Origin of the sequence: Oceanibaculum sp. (assembly GCF_022449305.1) — a bacterium.
Lineage (GTDB): Bacteria > Pseudomonadota > Alphaproteobacteria > Oceanibaculales > Oceanibaculaceae > Oceanibaculum > Oceanibaculum indicum.
On the sequence record NZ_JAKUSO010000061.1, the window covers coordinates 1 to 21,013 of the forward strand.

A 21,013-nucleotide genomic window follows, 5' to 3' on the forward strand; every position below is an offset into this window, starting at 1 on the left:
TAGGGCAGGTGCCAGCCGGACAGGAAGGAGACGCGCCGGCTGTCGGCGCCAATCTCCCGCGTCAGCGACAGGGCGGTCGCATCCAGCGAGAAATAGCTGCCATTCGGGTCCGGCGCGGTGCGCATGCGGTGCTGCGCATAGGGGGCGACGAGCGGCATCTGCTCATCCACATCGAAGGAGCGCAGACCCTGGAAGGAATAGGAGGCGACCGAGGTATAGGCCATCGGCGCGAAACGCTCGGCATAGACGCGGCTGGTCAGCACGTCGCGCGAATCCAGCCGGTAGCGCTTCAGATAGGTGCGGTCGCTGACCCGCTCCACATCGAAGCCGGCGCGCCAGCGGTCGGTCAGGTGAAAGATGCCCTCGCTGTCGATATGGCCCTTGGCGACCTGGTCGCCGGTTTCCCGCCCGACCTCCCGCTCATCGAGATAGCCAAGGCTGCCGGCCAGCGTGACCTCCCCGAAATAGAAGCGGTGGCGGTACTCGCCCAGCAGCATGCCGCCCTCCTCTGACATGTAGATCGGCTCCAGCGTCATGTCGTTCTGCGGCGAGAAGGTATAGTAGTAGGGCACGCCCAGCACCGCGCCCAGATCATCCGAATAGCCGATGCGCGGCACCAGTACGCCACTGCGCCGGTCCACCGTCGGGTCCGGATGGCTGAAATAGGGCAGGTAGGCGACCGGGAAGCCTGCAATCTCCATCACCGCGTCGTTATAGACGAGGTCCTTCGTCTCCTCGTCATGCACAACGCGGCGTGCCTTCATCTGCCACAGCGGCGGGCGCGTCGGGTCCTTGGCGCACAGGTCGCAGGGCGAATAGACCGCCCGCTCCATTTCCTTGCGGTTGCCGTCGATGCGCCGGGCGCTGTTGGCGGCCAGGCGGGAATTGTCGGTCAGCAGGACGCGCAGCTGGTCGATGAAGCCGTCGCGCAGATCGCCGGTCAGTTCGGCGTAGTCGGCGAAGGCGACCTCGCCGCTCGGCTCCACCAGCACGACATTGCCGGTTGCCGTCACGATGTCGGTCTTCTGGTTGTAGGTGACGACATCGGCGCGCAGCACACGGTCATTCTGCGACAGCTCGACATTGCCGCGCGCGGTGACCGTCATCAGCGTCTCGTCATACTCCATCTGGTCGGCGGTAAACAGGACCGGCGGTTCTTCCTGCTGCGCCGTCTGGCCCTGCTGCTGGGCATGCCCGATCCCCGGCGCCAGCAGCAGCGCGCCCAGGGCAAGCATCAGGGGAAGAGCAAATCGGCGGCGCGGCACGGGATCAGCCATCCTCCAGATGGAACAGCATGGACACCCCGAACAGCAGGCTGACGGTCGCCGGCGTCCAGGCGGACAGGGTCACGGGAATACGTCCGGACAGGCCGAGCGCATAGATCAGGTCGCTAAAGAAATACAGAATGAAGCCAACAAGCAAGCCGCCGGATGCGATGGCGAGCGTTCCGCCATGCCGGGTGAGCCTGAGCGAGAAGGTCGCCGCCACCAGCACCATCGCGCACAGCAGAAACGGGCTGGCCAGCAGCGAATGCAGGTAAAGCCTGTGCTTCTGCGCGGAGAAGCCGGCATGTTCCAGAATCTCGATGAAGCGCGGCAGCTCCCAGAACGACATGGTTTCCGGCGCGGCGAAGCTTTCCTGCAGGTTCTCCAGCGTCAGGTCGGTGGGCAGCCGGTAGCTGTCCAGCAGCCGGGCCTGTTGCCCCTCGTCGCGGATCGACACATCGCTGAATTCCCAGGCGCCGGGCACCAGACGCCCGCGCATGGCGTCGATGCGGCCGGTGAAGCGTTCTTCCTTGTTATAGAGGAAGACGATGATGCCCTGGAATTCCTGGCTGGTCTGGTCCACCCCCTGGGCATGCAGGATGGAACTGCCGTCCGGCGTCGATTGCCGCAGCCACAGCCCGGTATCCGACACCGCCAGCAGATTGCTGCTCCAGTCCAGATGCGTGCGCTCCAGGAACTCGTAGCGTGCCGTCAGGATGGAGGCGAACGGGTTGAACAGGGTCACCCGGAATCCGCCGATCAGCAGCGCGCACATCAGCGCCGGAAACAGGAACTGCCAGACCGAGATGCCGGCCGCGCGGGTGACCACAAGCTCCTGCGTCCGCGTCAACCTTGTGAAGGACAGCAAGGCCGCGAACAGCATGGCGAAGGGCAGGATGATCTGCGCCATGTTGGGCTGCTTCAGCAGCGCCATGGCCAGCACGGTCTGCAGCCCCACATCCTCGTGCGAGGCGGAGCGGCGCAGCAGTTCCACCGTATCGCCGATCAGTACGACCAGCAGGATCGACAGGAACACGCCCGCGAATTGCAGCAGGAAATTCCGCGCGAAATAGAGCGACAGCGTCAGGGAAAGGCGGGTTCGCATCGCAGCCATCGGTCAGCCCGCCGTCGCCGGATCGGCATAGGCCGGCGGTCGCCGCCGCCGGCGCACCAGTACATAGAGCCCGAGCAGCAGCGGCAGCAGCGACGGCAGATAGAGCAGCCCGACCGCCGCGACATTGCGTTGCGCCAGCGACATGGCGGCAAAATAAAGCGCCTGGCAGGCCAGCATGATGACCACCGCGGCCAGCAGGCGCGCGGTGCGCCCGCGGCGCGAGAACTCACCGCTGAACAGTGCCGCCAGCCCGATCATGGCGAAGCCGATGGTCAGCAGCGGGCTGGCCAGCCGGTTATGCACCTCGGTGATCAGCCGGTTGCGGAAGCGCACATCGTCGGGATTGTCGCTCTCCGCCAACAGCTCCATCAGGAAACGCTCGCGCGGTTCGCGCCAGCGCCCGGCGAATTCCTGCTGCATGGTGCCGATCTCGACGGTGTAACGGTCGAAATACAGCGTGGTCTGGCGGCCCTGCGTGTCACGCGTCTGGCGGTTGCCGTTCACCATCACCACGCGAGGCCCCTCGTCGGTGATGACCAGCGCGCCCTGCTCGGCAATCAGCGTTTCCGGATTGGCCGGGTCGCGCCCATCATGGATCAGGATGCCGAACAGCTGGCCGTCGCTGTTCTGCTGGCGGATGAACACGGTCAGCCGGTCGCCGACGCTGGTGAACACACCCTCGCGCAGCAGCACGTTGGAATAATTGTTGCGGATCTGGAACTGCAGATCCTTGAAGTCGCGATAGGCCGCCGGCATGAAGTACAGCATGATGGCATAGCCGATGACGGTCACGCCCAACGCGCAGGCCAGCGCCGGCCGGGCCAGCGACAGCGGCCCCACGCCGGAGCCGAACATCACCACCATCTCGCTGTCGCTCATCATCCGGTTGTAGGTGAACAGGATCGCCGCGAAACAGGCGACCGGCAACACCAGCGCCAGGAATTGCGGCAGCAGCAACACGGTGAGATACAGGAAGGTGGTGATCGGCAGCCCGCGATTGACGATCAGGTCGATGAGGCGCAGCGACTGCGTCAGCCAGATCGCCGCTGTCAGGCAGATCAGCACGAAGAAGATCGCGACGACCAGCTGCCGGACAATGTAGCGATCGATGCGACGTACCATGCTGAGCGCTGTTGCCTTGGATTCCGGGCGATTTCTCATTGCCCCGGCGGGGCTTCGTTGTCGGGGTATCCGAGTTTACCCTGTCCGTAAAGGCTTTTCGCTGGTTTTCTGGGCCATTACGTAATGCAGTATGGGGGACTGCAGCGGCGGTGGCCGCTGTGCTATAGACCCATAGGTGCCGGGGCCGGCTGGCCCTGGCCCGCAGTTCAACATCGATGGCCGAAGCCCAAGGGGAATGGAAGATGAAGATCGGTTTCGCGAAGCATGACCTGCCCAAGAAGGGCGCCCTCGTCGTCGGTATTCTGGAAGACCGCACGATGGGCGCGGCGGCGGCCGATCTCGACCATCGCACCGGCGGCGCGCTGACCCGCGCCATGGCCGCCAGCCGCTTCACCGGCAAAGCGCACCAGACCCTGGCCATCCTTGCCCCGTCGGGCATCGATGCCTCGCGTATCCTGCTGTACGGCGTCGGCAAGACCGACGGCATCACCCCGCGCTGGGCGGAAGAAGCCGGCGGCGGCATCTATGCCGCTCTGGCCGGCAGCGGCGAGAGCGAGGCATCGATCTGGGTCGAGGCCGGCCCGGCCTCCGAGGCGGAGATCGCCGCCCACATGGCCTATGGCGCCATGCTGCGCAGCTACCGGTTCGACAAGTACCGCACCAAGGAGAAGGCAGAGGACAAGCCGAGCCTGAAGAAGCTGTCCGTCCTGACCGAGCGCGCCGCCGAGGCGAAGAAGCTGTTCGCCCCGCTGGAGGCCATCGCCGAGGGCGTGTTCCTGACCCGCGATGTCGTCTCCGAGCCCGGCAACATCATATACCCCGAGACCCTGGCCGAAGAGGCGAAGAAGCTGGCCGAGCTTGGCGTCGAGGTCGAGGTGCTGGGCCAGAAGGAGATGAAGAAGCTGGGCATGGGCGCGCTGCTGGGCGTGGCCCAGGGCAGCGTGCGCGAGCCGAAGATGGTCATCATGCAGTGGAAGGGCGCGCCGAAATCCAAGGACAAGCCGCTGGCCTTCATCGGCAAGGGTGTCACCTTCGACACCGGCGGCATCTCCATCAAGCCGGCCGGCGGCATGGAGGAGATGAAGTGGGACATGGGCGGCTCCGGCACCGTCATCGGGCTGATGAAGGCGCTGGCCGGCCGCAAGGCGAAGGCCAATGTCATCGGCATTGTCGGGCTGGTCGAGAACATGCCGGACGGCAATGCGCAGCGGCCGGGCGACATCGTCACCTCCATGTCGGGCCAGACCATCGAGGTCATCAACACCGACGCAGAAGGCCGCCTCGTGCTGGCCGACTGCCTGTGGTATTGCCAGGACCGCTTCAAGCCGCGCTTCATGATCGACCTCGCCACCCTGACCGGCGCCATCATCATCTCGCTGGGCCATGAGCATGCCGGCATGTTCGCCAGCGACGACACGCTGGCCGAGCAGATCGCCGGCTGCGGCAAGGAGATCGGCGAGACGGTCTGGCACATGCCGATCGGCGATGCCTACGACAAGGAACTGAACACCGACGCGGCGGACATGAAGAATGTCGGCGGCCGGCCAGGCGGCTCCATCACCGCCGCCATGTTCCTGAAGCGCTTCACCAACGACGTGCCGTGGGTGCATCTGGACATCGCCGGAGTTGCCTGGGCCTACAAGGACAAGCCGACCGTGCCGAAGGGCGCGTCCGGCTTCGGCGTGCGGCTGCTGGACCGGCTGGTCGCCACGCATTTTGAGTAAACTGGTCGAGTAAACATGAAAGCATCACCGCCATGACCGATCAGCCCCTTATCTTCGAGAAGCGGCCGGACGGCGTGGCGGTGCTGCGTCTGAACCGGCCGGACATCCACAACGCCTTCGACGAGAAGCTGATCGCCGACCTGTCGGCGGTCTTCAAGAAGCTGGCGCAGGATGATTCCGTCCGCGTGCTGCTGCTGACCTCGGAGGGCAAGAGCTTCTCCGCCGGGGCCGATCTCGACTGGATGCGCCGCATGGCGGCCTCCGGCGAACACGAGAACTTCACCGACGCGCTGGCGCTGACCGACATGATGGAGGCGCTGGACCGCCTGCCGATGCCGGTGGTCGCCCGCGTGCAGGGGGCGGCGATGGGCGGCGGCGTCGGGCTGGTGGCCTGCTGCGACATCGCGATTGCCGCCGACAGCGCGACCTTCGCCTTCTCCGAGGTGCGGCTGGGCATCATCCCCGCCGCCATCAGCCCCTATGCGGTGCGCGCCATCGGCACGCGGCAGGCCCGGCGCTATTTCCTGACCGGGGAGCGGTTCGACGCCGCGACCGCACTGCGCCTCGGCCTTGTGCATGAGGTGGTGCCCGCCGACCGGCTGGATGCCACGGTGGATGGCATTCTCGATGCCATCCTGAAATCCGGCCCCGAGGCGACCCGCGCCGCCAAGGATCTGGTGCATCTGGTGGACGGGCTGGAATTCGACGGCAACCTCCGGCGCGAGACGGCGCTGCGCATCGGCCGCATCCGCGCCAGCAAGGAAGGCCGCGAAGGGCTGTCCGCCTTTCTGGAGAAACGCAAGCCGGCCTGGGTGAGCGAATGATCATCCGCACGCTGCTGATCGCCAACCGCGGCGAGATCGCCTGCCGCATCGCCCGCACCGCCCGGCGACTGGGCATCCGCACCATCGCCGTCTATTCCGAGGCCGATGCCGGCAGCCTGCATGTGGAAAGCTGCGACGAGGCCTGGCCCATCGGCGCGGCACCGGCCCGCGACTCCTATCTGCGCGGCGATGTCATCCTCGATGTAGCGAAGCGCGCCGGGGCCGATGCCATCCATCCCGGCTATGGCTTCCTGTCGGAGAATGCAGAGTTCGCCCGCGCCTGCGCCGATGCGGGCATCATCTTCGTCGGCCCGCCGGCCAGCGCCATCGAGGCAATGGGCAGCAAGTCGGCGGCGAAGCAGCTGATGGAAAAGGCCAAGGTGCCGCTGGTGCCGGGATATCACGGCGACAAGCAGGAACCCGCCTTCCTGGAGCGGCAGGCCAACCGCATCGGCTATCCCGTCCTCATCAAGGCCTCGGCAGGCGGCGGCGGCAAGGGCATGAAGGTGGTCGAGCAACCCGCCGATTTTGCCGCCCAGCTGGCCTCCGCCCGGCGCGAGGCCAGTGCCTCCTTCGGCGATGACAAGGTGCTGATCGAGAAATATCTGGTCCGCCCGCGCCATGTCGAAATCCAGATCTTCGCCGATGGCCACGGCAATTGCCTGCACCTGTTCGAGCGCGACTGTTCGGTCCAGCGCCGCCACCAGAAGGTGATCGAGGAAGCCCCCGCCCCCGACATGACCGGGGAACGGCGGCGCGAGATGGGCGAGGCCGCCGTGGCCGCCGCAAAGGCGATTTCCTATGTCGGCGCCGGCACGGTGGAATTCATCGTCGATGCGGCGGGCGACTTCTTCTTCATGGAGATGAACACCCGCCTGCAGGTGGAGCATCCGGTGACCGAGGCGATCACCGGGCTCGACCTTGTCGAATGGCAGCTGCGCGTCGCGTCGGGCGAGCCTTTGCCGTTGGCACAGGACCAGCTGCGCATCAACGGCCATGCCTTCGAGGCGCGGCTCTATGCCGAAGACCCGTCCCGCGATTTCGTGCCGCAGACCGGCAGGCTGGCAGCACTGCGCTTCCCGACGGACGGCGTGCGCATCGATACCGGCGTGCGCGAGGGCGACAGCGTCTCCGTCCATTACGATCCGATGATCGCCAAATTGATTGTGCATGGCGCCGACCGGGCGCAGGCGCTGGACCGGCTCGCCCGCGCGCTGGAGGCGACACGCGTTGCCGGACTTGCCACCAATATCGGCTTTCTGGCAGCACTTGCCCGCCATCCCGCCTTTGCCGCCGGCGATGTCCATACCGGCTTCATCGCCGAGCACGAAGCGGACCTGCTGCCGCCGGCCCAGCCCGCCGGGGACATCCATCTGGCGCTGGCCGCGCTGGCCTTCATGGCCGCCCGCACGCGCGAGGCGCGGGAAGCTGCCACCCGCTCCGGCGATCCCTTCTCGCCCTGGCACCGTGTCGATGGCTGGCGACTGAACGACGATGCCCACCATCGGCTTGCCTTCCGCGATGGCGAGGCCGAACGGGCGGTTACCCTGCATTTCCGCCGCGATGGCTTCGTGCTCGATCTGCCCGGCGGCAGCATGCCGGCCCAGATCCTGGCCGAGGAGAATGGGCTTCTGACGGTATTGCTGGATGGCGTGCGCCGCGAAGCGGTGGTGGTCCGCGACGGGCTGGATTACTGGGTGCTGCCCGGCGCTGGCCAGCCGGACCGGCGGCTCAGCCTGATCGACCCGGTGCTGGAGGCCGAGGCGATGGCCGAGGGGGCCGGCGCGCGCTTCACCGCTCCGATGCCCGGCAAGATCGTGCAGGTGCTGATCAAGGCCGGCGCCAAGGTCGCCAAGGGCGCCGCCCTCATCGTCATGGAGGCGATGAAGATGGAACACACCATCGCCGCCCCCGCCGACGGCACGGTCGCGGAACTGCATTACGGCACCGGCGACCTGGTCGAGGAAGGTACGGAACTGCTGCGCTTCGAGCCGGCGAAGGGGTAGGCAGGTAGGACCCGACTTCTCTACCCGAAGTTACCCCCTCACCCAGCCTCGCCTAATCTCGCCTTTGGCTCGATAAGGCTCATCAACCCTCTCCCCCAAGGGGGCGAGGGAAGATATTTCTCGTTTTTCTTATTCCTCGCCCCGGAAGGGGAGAGGGATGTCGAGGCTTGGCGAGGAACGAGCCTAGCCGAGGCTGGGTGAGGGGAGATTGACGCTCCCCCTCACAATTCCCGTGCCTTGTCGCGCAGGACGAATTTCTGCACCTTGCCGGTGCTGGTCTTCGGCAAATCGCCGAAGATCACCGTCTTCGGTACCTTGAAGCCGGCCAGATGCTGCCGGCAGAAGGCGATGATCTCCGCCTCGGTAACGCTCTGCCCCGGCTTTGTGTTCACGAAGGCGCAGGGTGTCTCGCCCCATTTCTCGTCGGGCCGGGCGACCACGGCGGCCTCCATGACAGCGGGGTGTCTATAGAGCACGCCCTCCACCTCGATGGTGGAGATGTTCTCGCCGCCGGAAATGATGATGTCCTTGGACCGGTCCTTCAGCTCGACATAGCCGTCCGGGTGCAGCACGCCCAGATCGCCGGTATGGAACCAGCCGCCCCTGAAGGATTTTTCGGTCGCGGCCGGGTTCTTCAGATACCCCTTCATGACGACATTGCCGCGCATGAACACCTCGCCCATGGTCTGGGCATCCGCCGGCACCGGGGCCAGCGTCTCCGGGTCGACCACCATCAGCCCTTCCAGCACCGGATAATTCACCCCCTGGCGCGCCTTGATGCGGGCCTGCTCCTCCACCGGCAAGCTATCCCAGTCCGGCTGCCAGGCGCAGACCACCACCGGGCCATACACCTCGGTCAACCCATAGACATGGGTGACCTTGATGCCCAGCGCCTCCATGCCCTGGATGATGCTGGCCGGCGGCGGGGCGGCGGCGGTCATCATCTCCACCTGCTGCGGGAAGTCGCGCCGGTCCTCCGGCTTCGCGTTCACCAGCAGCCCCATGACGATGGGGGCGCCGCACAGATGGGTGACGCCATGATCGGCAAAGGCATCGTAGATCGCCTTCGCCTCCACCCTGCGCAGGCAGACATGGGTGCCGGCCTGCGCCGTCACCGTCCAGGGGAAGCACCAGCCATTGCAGTGGAACATTGGCAGCGTCCACAGATAGACGGCATGGCGCGACATGTTCCAGGCCAGCACATTGCCCAGCGCGTTCAGATAGGCGCCGCGATGGTGATAGACCACGCCCTTGGGATCGCCCGTAGTGCCGGAAGTATAGTTCAGCGAGATCGCGTCCCACTCATCCGCCGGCAAGTGCCAGGCGAAATCCGGGTCGCCATCGGCGATGAAGGCCTCGTAATCCAGGCTGCCCAGATGCTCGCCCGGCCCGTCATAGAGCGGATCGTCGATATCGATGACCAGCGGCCGGGCGCGGACCTGCTTCAGGGCGGCGGCGATGGTCCCGGCGAACTCCCGGTCGGTGATCAGCACCTTCGCCTCGCCATGCTCCAGGATGAAGGCGATGGTGGCGGCATCCAGCCTTGTGTTCAGCGCGTTCAGCACGGCGCCCGCCATCGGCACGCCGAAATGGCATTCCACCATCTCCGGCACGTTGGGCGCCATGACCGCCACCGTGTCGCCCTTACCGATGCCATGCTGCGTCAGCGCCGAGGCCAGCCGCCGGCTGCGCCGGTAGATTTCCCGCCAGGTTCGTTTCAGCGTTCCATGCACCACGCCGATACGGTCGGGGTAGACCGAAGCCGTGCGCTCTAGAAAGGACAATGGGGAGAGCGGCGTGTAGTTGGCCGCGTTCTTGTCCAGATCCCGCGCATAGGGGTTCGTCATGCTCGCTTCCTGCCCTGTGTTGATTTCTTCTTTGCCGGCAAGGCTAGCGGGCGGCGGCGGCGCTGGCAATGCGGGGCGCGCCTACCGTTTGCCCGGGAAGCCCCGTCCCTTCAGGATGGCCGCATCGCCCAGCTTCTTGCGCACCGCGTCCATCGCGCCTTCGATCTTCTTCTGCCGCTCGCGGTCGGGATCGACCAGATCGGGCGGGTCGGCATCGGCGGGATCAGCCAGCGCGCTGGCGCCGATGCCGATCAGCCGGAAGGAGGTGCCCGTCGCCTCCTTCTCCAGCAGCGGCAGGGCAGCGCGATAGAGCCGTTCAGCCAGCAGGGTCGGGCTGTCGAGCTTGCGGCTGCGGGTCAGCAGGCGGAAATCCGCCGTCTTCAGCTTCAGCGTGATGCCGGCGGCGGCAAAGCCCTCGCCCTTCAGCCGCTTCGCCAGCTTCTCTGACAGCCGCCACAGGATCGGGCGCAGCGCCTCCGGGTCGGCGATATCGTCATCGAAGGTGGTCTCGGCGGAGATGCTCTTGGTCTCGCGCTCCGGCTCGACCCTGCGGTCGTCAATGCCGCGCGCGAAGTGGAACAGCCGCTGACCCATCGCGCCATAGCGGGCGATCAGCGTGCGCTCGTCCAGCTCCTGCAGCTGCGCGATATGGGTGATGCCATCCTTCACCAGCCGTCCCTGCAGGCTCTGTCCGACACCCCAGATCAGCGAAACCGGCTGGCGGGCCAGGAAGTCCCGCGCCTCGGCCTTGCCGACGATGGCGAAGCCGCGCGGCTTGTCGAGGTCGGAGGCGATCTTCGCCAGGAACTTGTTGTAGCTGAGACCGATGGAGACGGTGATGCCGATCTCCCGCTCGATGCGCCGCACCAGCAGGACCAGCGTGTGCGCCGGGCTGCCCTTGTGCAGCTTCTCGGTCCCCGACAAATCGAGAAACGCCTCATCGATGGACAGCGGCTGCACCAGCGGCGTGGTGTCCAGCATCAGCGCGCGGACCTGCCGCCCGACCGCGCTGTATTTCTCCATGTTCGGCTTGATGACCACGGCGTCGGGGCACAGCTTCAGCGCCTTGAACATCGGCATGGCCGACCGGCAGCCATAGATGCGGGCGATGTAGCAGGCCGCCGAGACGACGCCGCGCTTGCCGCCGCCGATCAGCACCGGCCGGTCCCGCAAGCTGGGATCGTCGCGCTTTTCCACGCTGGCATAGAAGGCATCGCAGTCCAGATGCGCGATGGACAGCGTGTCCAGCTCGGCATGGCGGATCAGCCGTGGCGAGCCGCAGGCGGGGCAGCGCGGCGCCGCCCAACTCTCCGGCAGTACATGGCCGCACTCCCGGCACAGCCCTGTCATCTGCGGTCTTCCCGCTCCGGGGGCCACAGCCAGGCCGCACCGCGCACGCCGCCGGCATCGCCATGCACCGGCGGCAGCAGGCGGGTCGCCACATGGTCGGAGAAGATGTACCGCCCCCACAGGCGCGGCACCGCCTCATAGAGGCGCGGCAGGCCCGACAGGCCGCCACCCAGCACGATCACCTCAGGGTCCAGGATATTGACCAGATGCGCCAGCGCGCGGGCCAGCCGGTCCTCATAGCGGCGCATGGTCGCTTCCGCCGCTGCATCGCCCCCCGCTGCCGCCGCCACGACATCCTCCGCGCTCATCGCGGTGCCGGTGGCGCGCTGGTGATCGGCGGCGAGGCCCGGCCCGGACAGGAAGGTCTCGATACAGCCATGACGACCGCAATAGCAGGCTGGCCCCGGCCTTTCGGTATCTTCGGGCCAGGGCAGCGGATTATGCCCCCATTCGCCGGAGATCGCGTTCGCCCCGGTCAGCACCCGGCCATTCACGACGATGCCGCCGCCGACCCCGGTGCCAAGGATAACGCCGAACATGATCGCGGCACCGGCGGCGGACCCGTCCACCGCCTCCGACAGGGCAAAGCAGTTGGCATCGTTGGCCAGCCGCACCGGGCGGCCCAGTGCCACCTCCAGATCGCGGTCGAAGGGCCGGCCGATCAGCCAGGTCGAGTTGGCGTTCTTCACCAGCCCGCTGGCCGGGGAGATCGCGCCCGGAATGCCGATGCCGACGGTGCCACCCCGGCCCAGCCTGGCCTCCATGCCGGCCACCAGATCGCGGATGGCGGCGATGGTCGCGTCATAATCGCCGCGCGGTGTCGCGATACGCTCGCGCGCCAGCACCGCGCCATCCGCCTCGTCCAGGGCCGCGATCTCGATTTTCGTGCCGCCCAGATCGATCCCGATCCGCATCGCCCTATTTCCCTATCCACCGCATAGCGTCTTTTTTCGTCAGAAAAGCTTGATGGTCTTACGTAAAATCTACTGTAAGCTGACCTTCGCGTTCATAAATATCCGTCTCTTCGAAGGGGACAGGGCGTCGGGTCGCGCATGACTGGGGGGACAATGGCGAAGACCGTGCTGATCGTCGAGGACAACGAGCTGAACATGAAACTGTTTCATGATCTGCTCGAGGCACACGGCTATAATATCCTGCAGACCAGGGACGGCATGGAAGCGCTGAAAATCGCCCGTGACAAGCGTCCCGACCTGATCCTGATGGATATCCAGCTGCCGGAGGTATCCGGGCTGGAGGTCACAAAATGGATCAAGGAGGATGACCGACTGAAGGCGATCCCGGTGATCGCGGTCACCGCCTTCGCCATGAAGGGCGATGAGGAAAAGATTCGCGAGGGCGGCTGCGAGGCCTACATCGCCAAGCCTATTTCGGTGCAGAACTTTCTTGAGACCGTCCAGAAATTCTTGAACTGACGTGCTATGCCCGGCCGTGTCCTAGTTGTCGATGATGTCGCACCGAATATCCGCCTGCTGGAAGCCAAGCTGTCGGCGGAATATTTCGACGTCATCAGTGCGACCAACGGCAGCGACGCGCTGCGCCTCGCCGCGGGCGATTCCCCTGACCTGATCCTGCTGGACGTGATGATGCCGGGCATGGACGGGTTCGAGACCTGCCGCCGGCTGAAGGCGGAAGCCACCACCCACCACATCCCGGTCGTCATGGTGACCGCCCTGTCCGATGCCAGCGACCGCGTGCGCGGGCTGGAGGCGGGCGCCGACGATTTCCTGACCAAGCCGGTGAACGACATCGCGCTGTTCGCGCGCGTGCGCTCGCTGATCCGGCTGAAGACGATGACCGACGAGCTGCGCCTGCGCGAGGAGACCTCGCACCAGCTGGGTCTGATGCTGGGCGCAGGCTCCGAAGCCGTGGATGTGCGGCGCGCCTCGGTGCTGATCGTGGAGGACAACTCCATCGACATCGCCAACATCAAGGAAGTGCTGCAGATCGATTCCGACAATATCGAGACGGCAGCCACCGCCGCCGCCGGTCTGGAGGCGGTGCGCAATGGCTGCCACGATCTGGTCATCACCAGCCTCGCCCTGAATGGCGACGATGCCTTGCGGTTCTGCTCGCAGCTGCGCGCGCAGGAGAAGAGCCGCCAGCTGCCCATCCTGCTGGTCGCCGAGGAAGACGAGATGCAGCGCATCGCCAAGGCGATGGATATCGGCGTGAATGACTATCTGCTGAAGCCGATCGACCGCAACGAGTTGCTGGCGCGCGTGCGCACGCAGATCCGCCGGCGGCGCTATCAGGACCGGCTGCGCGAGAACTACCAGCAGAGCCTGTCGCTGGCGCTGACCGACAGTCTGACCGGCCTCTATAACCGGCGTTATCTCTATAGCCATCTGAAGGGGCTGACCGCGCGCAGCGGCGACAGCCACAAGGACATGTCGATCCTGCTGATGGATATCGACTATTTCAAGCAGGTGAACGACCAGCATGGCCACAGCGCGGGTGATGCCGTGCTGCGCGAGCTGGCCGACCGGATCATGAAGAATGTACGCAATTTCGACCTTGTCGCCCGGCTGGGCGGCGAGGAGTTCGTCATCGTCATGCCGGACGCCGACCGCGCGATTGCCGAACGCGTTGCCGAACGGCTGCGCAGCCGCATCGCCGGCGAGACCTTCCACGCGCCGGAAGGCAATGTGGACATCCCGATCACCGTCAGCATCGGCATCGCCAGCAAGCAGGATGACGAGGAATGGGCGCAGGTCGATCCGACCGAACTGCTGCGCCGGGCCGATATGGCGCTCTATGCCGCGAAGAATTCCGGGCGCAATGCCGTGCGGCTCTACGACCCGTCGATGACGATGCCCGGCGGGCAGGAACGGCCGCTCAGCGCGGAGTGAGCGCCGCCACTCATTCCTTCTGCGGATAGCCGGCATCGTTCAGCCGGCCGCCGATTTCCGACAGGATCGCCGGATCGTCGATGGTCGCCGGCATGCGATAGCTCTCGCCGTCGGCGATCTTCTGCATGGTGCCGCGCAATATCTTGCCGGACCGGGTCTTGGGAAGGCGGTCCACCACCAGCGCGGTCTTGAAGGCGGCGACCGGGCCGATGGCCTCCCGCACCATCTGCACCACCTCGCGCGCGATCTCCTCATGCGGGCGGCTGACACCGGCCTTCAGAACCATCATGCCCAGCGGCAGCTGACCCTTCAGCACGTCGGCGACGCCGATCACAGCGCATTCCGCCACGTCGGGATGGCGCGCCAGCACCTCCTCCATCGCGCCGGTCGACAGGCGATGGCCGGCGACATTGATGATGTCGTCGGTGCGGCTCATCACGAAGACATAGCCATCCTCGTCGATATAGCCGGCATCGCCGGTCTTGTAGTGGCCGGGATAGTCCGACATGTAGGATTTCTCGAACCCGGCATCATTGTGCCAGAGCGTCTGCAGGCTACCCGGCGGCAGCGGCAGCTTCATCACCAGCGCGCCGATCTCGCCGCGTTTCACCGGCTGCGCATGGGCATCCACCACCTGCACGTTCCAGCCAGGCACCGGCTTGGTGGCGCTGCCCGGCTTCACCGGAAACCGCTCGATCCCCATGCAGTTCGCACAGATCGGCCAGCCGGTCTCGGTCTGCCACCAATGGTCGATGACCGGCACCCCCAGCTTCTCCTCCGCCCATTCCAGCGTGTTCGGGTCGCAGCGCTCCCCGGCCAGGAACAGGGTGCGGAACTCCGACAGATCGTGCTGGCCGATCAGACTGCCCTCCGGGTCTTCCTTTCGGATCGCGCGGAAGGCGGTGGGGGCGGTGAACAGCGCCACCGCGCCATGCTTGGCGATTACCCGCCAGAACGCCGCCGCGTCGGGCGTGCCGACCGGCTTGCCCTCATAGAGGATGGTGGTGAGGCCATGCAGCAGCGGCGCATAGACGATGTAGGAATGGCCGACCACCCAGCCGACATCGGAGGCGGTCCACCACACCTCGCCCGGCTTCATGGCGTAGATATTCTCCATCGACCAGCGCAGCGCCACCATGTGGCCGGCAGTGTCGCGCACCACGCCCTTGGGGATGCCGGTGGTGCCGGAAGTGTAGAGGATGTAGGACGGGTCGGTCGCCTTCACCGGCACGCAGTCGGCAGGCTTGGCGGCGGCGACAGCTTCCTGCCAGTCAATGTCCCGGCCGGGCTTCAGTGCCGCCGTCTCCATCGACCGCTGCAGGATGATGCAGGCGTCGGGCTTGTGGCTGGCCTTGTCGATGGCGGCGTCCAGCAGCGGCTTGTAGGGGATGACCTTCTGCCCTTCGATGCCGCAGGAGGCTGAGACGATCAGCTTCGGCCTGGCATCGTCGATACGGGTCGCCAGCTCGTTCGCAGCGAAGCCGCCGAACACCACGGAATGAATGGCCCCCAGCCGCACGCAGGCCAGCATGGCGACCACCGCCTCCGGCACCATCGGCATGTAGATGACCACCCGGTCGCCCTTGACTACACCTTTCGCGGCCAGCGCACCGGCGAACAGCGCCACCCGGTCGCGCAGCTGCCGGTAGGTCAGCCGCAATTCCGTGTTGGTGACCGGGCTTTCATAGAGCAGGGCGGCCTGGTCGCCCCGGCCCGCCGCGACATGGCGGTCCAGCGCATTATAGGCGATGTTTGTCTCGCCCCCGACGAACCAGCGGGTAAATGGCGGCCGGTCATGGTCCAGCACGCGGTCCCACCGCCGGAACCAGTGAATATGCTCCGCCGCCTCGCCCCAGAATGCGTCAGGGTCCGCGAGGGACCGGCGATGGATCTCGTCATAGCGCCCAGACATGTCGTCCGCCCTTTTTTGTGGCGTTTTCCTCCCGCCCGCATCAGCAGGCCCGGATATATTGCGTAACGCGGCAGAGACAGGCAAGGCGGCTGCTTGTCCAAGAGTGGCCCGCCCTCAGCGCCTGCCCTTGCCATTCGGTGCGCGCCGCACATTTATGGGAAGTCTTCTCCTTCATTTCCCGGATACAGCATGGACAGCGTCACCCAGTTCGCCCTTGGCGCCACCATCGGCGCGGTTGCCCTCGCCCCCCGCATCGGCGCGCGCCGGGCGATCCTTGTCGGCGGCCTGCTGGGCACCCTGCCCGACCTCGATGTCCTCCTGCCTTCGGCCGACCCGATCGACGCCTTTGTGACGCATCGCGGCTTCAGCCATTCGCTGTTCGTGCTGACCGCGCTGTCGCCGCTGCTGGCGGAAGGGTTGCGCCGCCTCGATTCCCGGCTGAAGGACTCGCGTCTGGCCTGTTATCTGGGGGTCTGGCTGATCCTGATAACGCATGCGCTGCTGGATGCCTTCACCACCTATGGCACGCGCATCTTCTGGCCGGTCTCCGACGTTCCGGTCAGCATCTCGTCCATCTTCATCATCGACCCGCTCTATACGCTGCCGCTGCTGGTGGCGATGATCGCCGGGCTGATTGCCGGCGGCTGGGGGGCAAGGTTGCGCCGCACCGCCACCACCGCGCTGATCCTCAGCACTGCCTATCTGGGCTGGACCCTTGCCGCCCAGGGCATCGCCGAGGCCAAGGTGAAGCAGGCGCTGGCCGAAGCCGGACAGGGCTATGAGCGGCTGACGATGATCCCGATGCCCTTCAACAGCCTGCTGTGGCGCGGGCTGGCCATCGATGGCGACCGCTATGTGAATGTCTATCGCTCGATCTTCGATGAGCAAGCGGCGGCACCGCTGCATGTCCACCCGCGTGGCATGGCGCTGGAAGCAGACCTGCCGGACCGCACGCCGGTCGAGAAGGTCGCCGCCTTCAGCCGCGGCTATTACGCGCTCAGCGCCAAAGGCCACGACGTGCTGCTGACCGATCTGCGCATGGGGGTGGAGCCAAACTACGTCTTCACCTTCAAGATCGCGGAGCGCAACAGCCCGGTCACCGGCATGGTGCCGGCAAAGCAGCTGGAACGGGTGAACGACGCCTCGCAGCTTTCCTGGCTGTGGCGGCGTATCCTCGACGAAAGCGCGGTACGGACGGAGTAGTCAGCGCGCCGGCCTGATCCTCAGCAACCGGCCCTCGTCGGAATCGGTCAGCGCATAGAGATGGCCGTCCGGCCCCATGCGGACATCGCGGAAGCGCGCGCCAAGCGCGCCCAGCAGCTTTTCCTGGCTGGTCACGCGCTCGCCCTCGATCTCCAGCCGGGCGAGATGCTGCCCTGCCAGCGCGCCGACGAACAGATTGCCCTCCCAGGCCGCTATCGCACCCTGATGATAGAAGGCCATGCCGCTGGGGGCGATGGACGGGTCCCAGTAATGGATAGGCTGTTCCATGCCGGGCTTCGTCGTTCCCTCGCCGATCTTCGCGCCGGAATAGTGCACGCCATAGCTGATGACCGGCCAGCCATAGTTCTTGCCGGCTTCCGGCAAATTGATCTCGTCGCCGCCACGCGCGCCATGCTCGTGCAGCCACAGCCGGCCGGTCACCGGATGCACGGTCATGCCCTGCGGGTTGCGGTGGCCGTAGGAGAAGATTTCCGGCAGGGCACCCGCCTGGCCGACGAAAGGATTATCCGCCGGCACGCTGCCATCCGGATTGATGCGGATGACCTTGCCCAGATGATTGTCGAGCCCCTGCGCCATGTCGCGGTTGCCGAACCGCTCGCCCGTCGTGGCATAGAGCGTGCCATCCGTCCCGAAGGCGAGGCGGGAGCCAAAATGCAGCCGGCTGCTGATCTTCGGCTTCTGGCTGAAGATCACCTCCAAACCCTCGATGCGCCGCCCGTCGGGTGACAGCCGGCCACGCGCCACCGCCGTACCGTTGGCCCCGCCCTCGCCCGGCTCGGCGAAGCTCATATAGATCAGCCGGCTGGTCTCGAAATCCGGCCCCAGGATCACATCCAGCAGCCCGCCCTGCCCGCTGGCAACGACTTCCGGCGTGCCTTCCAGCGGCGCTGAGATCGCCCCGCCGCGGCCGACCAGGCGCAGCCGGCCCGGCCGTTCCGTCACCAGCATGCGCCCGTCCGGCAGGAAGGCCAGCGACCAGGGATTCTCCAGCCCGCGTGCCACGGTCTCGACGAGGATATCCGCCTTCTGCGTGGAGAAACGCTGAGGTTGCTGGGCGTCGGCGGGGAGGGCCAGCAACAGGACGGCGCAGAAAACGGCGTATTGGGGCAGGCGCATCGTCTCTCCTTGAACCATGTCCCCGTCTCTGGGGTGCCTTTCTGAGGTGGGGGCACATTCCAGCCGGTCAACCCGCCGGCCTGCCGCTGTCCTATGCGTTGACCCCTGCCAAGCGGCGGGGAATACTGCGCGAAAATCAGAACACGCGACCGAGGACGCCTTTCTCCATGACATCCCCCCTGCCGCCTGAAGTGACCGGCCCCTCCGCCTGGTACGGGCCCGACATGCTGGCCCGCGAGCAGGAATGGATCCTGCCGCTGTCCCCCGCCAATGTCGCGGAGGTGGAGCAGGCCGCCAGGGCCGCCCTCGCGCAAGGCATCGATATCGCGCGGATCGGCAAGGCGGACTTCCCGCTGCCGACACTGGGGCTGGTGCTGGCGGAAGCGCTGGAGGAATTGCTGACCGGACGCGGCTTCGTGCTGTTCCGCGGCCTGCCGGTCGATGACTGGCCCATCGAGCTGTCCGCCGCCGCCTTCGTCGGCATCGGCCGGCATCTGGGCAATCCCAAATCGCAGAACGGCAAAGGCCATATCCTGGGCCATGTGCGCGATCTGGGCCTCGCCTCCAACGATCCGAATGTGCGCATCTACCAGACCCGCGAGCGCCAGACCTTCCATACCGATTCCTGCGATGTGGTCGGGCTGCTCTGCCTGAAGGCGGCGAAGTCCGGCGGCCATTCGGCGCTGGTCAGCTCGATGACGATCTATAACGAGATCCACCGCCGCCGGCCTGACCTGCTGCCGCACCTGCTGCGCCCCGTCGCCACCGACCGGCGCGGCGAGGTCTCCCCCGGCCAGAAGCCCTATTTCGAGATTCCGGTGTTCAGCGTGCATGACGGGCTGATCTCCGTCATCTATCAGCGGCAATACATCAATTCCGCGCAGCGCTTCGAGGATGCGCCCCGCCTGTCACCGAAAACGGTGGAGGCGCTGGACCTGTTCGACGCGCTGGCCGACGATCCCGCCCTCAACTTCACCATGGTGCTGCGCCCCGGCGACCTGCAGTTCGTGCACAACCACACCATCCTGCATGACCGTACCGGCTTCGAGGATTGGGAGGAAGACACGAAGAAGCGCCACCTGCTGCGGCTGTGGCTGGCGCCGGAAAGCGCGCGCGCCCTGCCCCCGGCCTATGCCCAGCGCTATGGCACCGTGACGCCGGGCGAGCGCGGCGGCATCATCCTGCCCGAAACACGGCTGCATGCGCCGCTGACTCCGGTCTGATGCGGAGCGGAACCGCTCTGCTGGCCGATATCGGCGGCACCAACACGCGCTTTGCCCTGCTGGATCAGGATGGCCGCATCGGCGCGCCCGACGTATTCCCCACCGCCGCCCACGAGACGCTGGAAGCGGCGATCCAGCACTGGATGGGCCGCACCGGCCATCGCCCGGACGCGCTGGCACTGGCGGTCGCCGGGCCGGTGACAGGCGATGCAGTGGCGCTCACCAACCATCCCTGGCGCTTTTCCGCCTCCGGCCTTGCCGCACGTTTCGGCTTCGCGCCGGTGTGCGTGATGAATGACGTGGCCGCCATCGCCCGCGCCCTGCCCGACCTGCCGGAGAGCGCGTTCCTGCCGCTGAAGCCAGGTACCGCCAACCCCGCTGCTGCGCGGCTGGTGGTTGCTCCCGGAACAGGGTTAGGGGTCGCGGCGCTGATCCCCGCTGGCAGCAGCTTCCATGTCGCCTCCAGCGAAGGCGGCCATGTGACGCTGGCCGCCCGCGACGTGGCGGAGGCGGCGCTGCTGGAAAAGCTGCGCCCGGACAGCGGGCATCTGTCGGCGGAGGATGTGTTGGCGGCCCCTGGCCTCGCCCGGCTGTATCGGGCTCTCTCGGGGCGGGAGGCGACGCCGGAGGAGGTCACGGCGGCGGCACTGGGCTGCGGAGATCCGCAGGCGAAGGCCGCAGCGTCCGCCCATTCGGCGATGCTGGGCGGCATCGCCGGCGACCTTGCCATGAGCTTCGATGCGCGTGGCGGCGTGGTGATCGCAGGCGATTTGCCGGGCCGGATGGGACCGGCCTTCGACCGGGACGCCTTCATCCGGCGCTTCACCGACAAGGGCCCGTTCGCCGCCTATCTGGAGGCGATCCCGGTCAGCCTGCTGGACGCCGCCTACCCGGCCTTCACCGGGCTGGCGGCGGCCCTGCGCAATCAACCAAACCGGCCGGTCACATAGTCGCGGGTCTGAGGCACCTTTGGTGCGGTGAAGATGGTTTCGGTCTTGCCGTACTCGATCAGCCGGCCGAGATACATGAAGGCGGTGTTGTCGGAAACGCGACCGGCCTGCTGCATGTTGTGGGTCACGACGATGATCGTGTAGTGACCGCGCAGCTCGTCGATCAGTTCCTCGATCTTCGCCGTGGCGATGGGGTCGAGCGCCGAACAGGGCTCGTCCATCAGCAGCACTTCCGGGTCGGAGGCGATGGCGCGCGCGATGCACAGGCGCTGCTGCTGGCCCCCGGACATGCCAAGCGCCGATTCCTTCAGCCGGTCCTTCACCTCGTCCCACAGGGCAGAGCCACGCAGCGCGCGCTCACAGGTCTCGTCCAGGATGCGGCGGTCGGAGAAGCCGTCCACGCGGAGCGGAGAGCCCACAGTGTCGTAGATCGACGTGGCGAAGGGGTGCGGTTTCTGGACCACCC

The 21,013-nt window shown here is 66.4% G+C and carries 17 protein-coding genes; 8 read left to right on the forward strand and 9 right to left on the reverse strand.

What is annotated here, in order from left to right; all coding sequences use genetic code 11:
• The 3 genes from MK313_RS14980 to lptF all read right to left on the reverse strand — a co-directional run.
• On the reverse strand, positions 1 to 1,265 hold a 1,265-nt coding region (locus tag MK313_RS14980), incomplete at its 3' end, for an LPS-assembly protein LptD (protein ID WP_287782594.1).
• Between the two features lie 4 nt (positions 1,266 to 1,269).
• Positions 1,270 to 2,379 carry an LPS export ABC transporter permease LptG gene (gene lptG / locus MK313_RS14985; protein WP_121220634.1) on the reverse strand — a complete coding sequence of 370 codons (1,110 nt, stop codon included), beginning with the start codon at positions 2,377 to 2,379 and terminating at the stop codon, positions 1,270 to 1,272.
• A 3-nt stretch (positions 2,380 to 2,382) separates the two neighbouring features.
• Positions 2,383 to 3,501, reverse strand: a complete 1,119-nt coding sequence (gene lptF, locus MK313_RS14990; RefSeq protein WP_183077970.1) for an LPS export ABC transporter permease LptF — start codon at positions 3,499 to 3,501, stop codon at positions 2,383 to 2,385.
• Positions 3,502 to 3,743: 242 nt separating this feature from the next.
• Between lptF and MK313_RS14995 the strand changes: the two genes are divergently transcribed.
• The 3 genes from MK313_RS14995 to MK313_RS15005 are packed head-to-tail and all read left to right on the forward strand — an operon-like array spanning position 3,744 to position 8,055.
• Positions 3,744 to 5,225 carry a leucyl aminopeptidase gene (locus MK313_RS14995; RefSeq protein WP_287782596.1) on the forward strand — a complete coding sequence of 494 codons (1,482 nt, stop codon included), beginning with the start codon at positions 3,744 to 3,746 and terminating at the stop codon, positions 5,223 to 5,225.
• A gap of 32 nt (positions 5,226 to 5,257) precedes the next feature.
• Positions 5,258 to 6,049 carry an enoyl-CoA hydratase/isomerase family protein gene (locus MK313_RS15000; protein ID WP_287782598.1) on the forward strand — a complete coding sequence of 264 codons (792 nt, stop codon included), beginning with the start codon at positions 5,258 to 5,260 and terminating at the stop codon, positions 6,047 to 6,049.
• Positions 6,046 to 8,055, forward strand: a complete 2,010-nt coding sequence (locus tag MK313_RS15005; protein ID WP_287782600.1) for an acetyl/propionyl/methylcrotonyl-CoA carboxylase subunit alpha — start codon at positions 6,046 to 6,048, stop codon at positions 8,053 to 8,055. The genes MK313_RS15000 and MK313_RS15005 overlap by 4 nt, the downstream gene beginning before the upstream one ends.
• A 221-nt stretch (positions 8,056 to 8,276) precedes the next feature.
• Here the strand turns inward: MK313_RS15005 and MK313_RS15010 are convergent, their stop codons facing one another.
• The 3 genes from MK313_RS15010 to MK313_RS15020 form a co-directional block, all read right to left on the reverse strand.
• Positions 8,277 to 9,902: an acyl-CoA synthetase gene (locus MK313_RS15010; protein ID WP_287782602.1), complete on the reverse strand. Its 1,626-nt coding sequence runs from the start codon at positions 9,900 to 9,902 to the stop codon at positions 8,277 to 8,279.
• Between the two features lie 81 nt (positions 9,903 to 9,983).
• Complete coding sequence (locus MK313_RS15015) at positions 9,984 to 11,252, reverse strand: DNA polymerase IV (protein WP_287782603.1); 1,269 nt, start codon at positions 11,250 to 11,252, stop codon at positions 9,984 to 9,986.
• Positions 11,249 to 12,166 (reverse strand): ROK family protein, encoded by a 918-nt coding sequence (locus tag MK313_RS15020; protein ID WP_287782605.1) that lies wholly within the window; start codon positions 12,164 to 12,166, stop codon positions 11,249 to 11,251. The genes MK313_RS15015 and MK313_RS15020 overlap by 4 nt, the downstream gene beginning before the upstream one ends.
• A 153-nt stretch (positions 12,167 to 12,319) precedes the next feature.
• Here MK313_RS15020 and MK313_RS15025 point away from each other — a divergent pair, with 153 nt between their 5' ends.
• Together MK313_RS15025 and MK313_RS15030 are read left to right on the forward strand one after the other, a co-directional pair.
• On the forward strand, positions 12,320 to 12,685 hold the full coding sequence (locus MK313_RS15025) for a response regulator (RefSeq protein ID WP_008944467.1): 366 nt from the start codon (positions 12,320 to 12,322) through the stop codon (positions 12,683 to 12,685).
• Positions 12,686 to 12,691: 6 nt separating this feature from the next.
• Positions 12,692 to 14,122, forward strand: coding sequence for a PleD family two-component system response regulator (locus MK313_RS15030; protein WP_008944466.1), 1,431 nt, complete (start codon positions 12,692 to 12,694; stop codon positions 14,120 to 14,122).
• Positions 14,123 to 14,132: 10 nt separating this feature from the next.
• Here MK313_RS15030 and MK313_RS15035 read toward each other — a convergent pair whose 3' ends face one another.
• The gene (locus tag MK313_RS15035; protein ID WP_287782608.1) at positions 14,133 to 16,034 is read right to left on the reverse strand and encodes a propionyl-CoA synthetase; all 1,902 of its coding nucleotides are present in this window, start codon (positions 16,032 to 16,034) and stop codon (positions 14,133 to 14,135) included.
• A 189-nt stretch (positions 16,035 to 16,223) separates the two neighbouring features.
• Between MK313_RS15035 and MK313_RS15040 the strand changes: the two genes are divergently transcribed.
• Positions 16,224 to 17,237: a metal-dependent hydrolase gene (locus MK313_RS15040; protein ID WP_287782610.1), complete on the forward strand. Its 1,014-nt coding sequence runs from the start codon at positions 16,224 to 16,226 to the stop codon at positions 17,235 to 17,237.
• Here the strand turns inward: MK313_RS15040 and MK313_RS15045 are convergent, their stop codons facing one another.
• Positions 17,238 to 18,374, reverse strand: coding sequence for a PQQ-dependent sugar dehydrogenase (locus MK313_RS15045; protein ID WP_287782611.1), 1,137 nt, complete (start codon positions 18,372 to 18,374; stop codon positions 17,238 to 17,240).
• A 167-nt stretch (positions 18,375 to 18,541) separates the two neighbouring features.
• Here MK313_RS15045 and MK313_RS15050 point away from each other — a divergent pair, with 167 nt between their 5' ends.
• Positions 18,542 to 19,597 carry a TauD/TfdA family dioxygenase gene (locus MK313_RS15050; protein WP_287782613.1) on the forward strand — a complete coding sequence of 352 codons (1,056 nt, stop codon included), beginning with the start codon at positions 18,542 to 18,544 and terminating at the stop codon, positions 19,595 to 19,597.
• A complete protein-coding gene (locus MK313_RS15055; protein ID WP_287782615.1) occupies positions 19,597 to 20,547 on the forward strand; it encodes an ROK family protein in 951 nt (316 codons plus the stop codon). The genes MK313_RS15050 and MK313_RS15055 overlap by 1 nt, the downstream gene beginning before the upstream one ends.
• Here the strand turns inward: MK313_RS15055 and MK313_RS15060 are convergent.
• The coding region (locus MK313_RS15060; RefSeq protein WP_287782617.1) for a phosphate ABC transporter ATP-binding protein at positions 20,523 to 21,013 on the reverse strand (491 nt) is incomplete at its 5' end. The two genes, MK313_RS15055 and MK313_RS15060, sit on opposite strands and share 25 nt — an antisense overlap.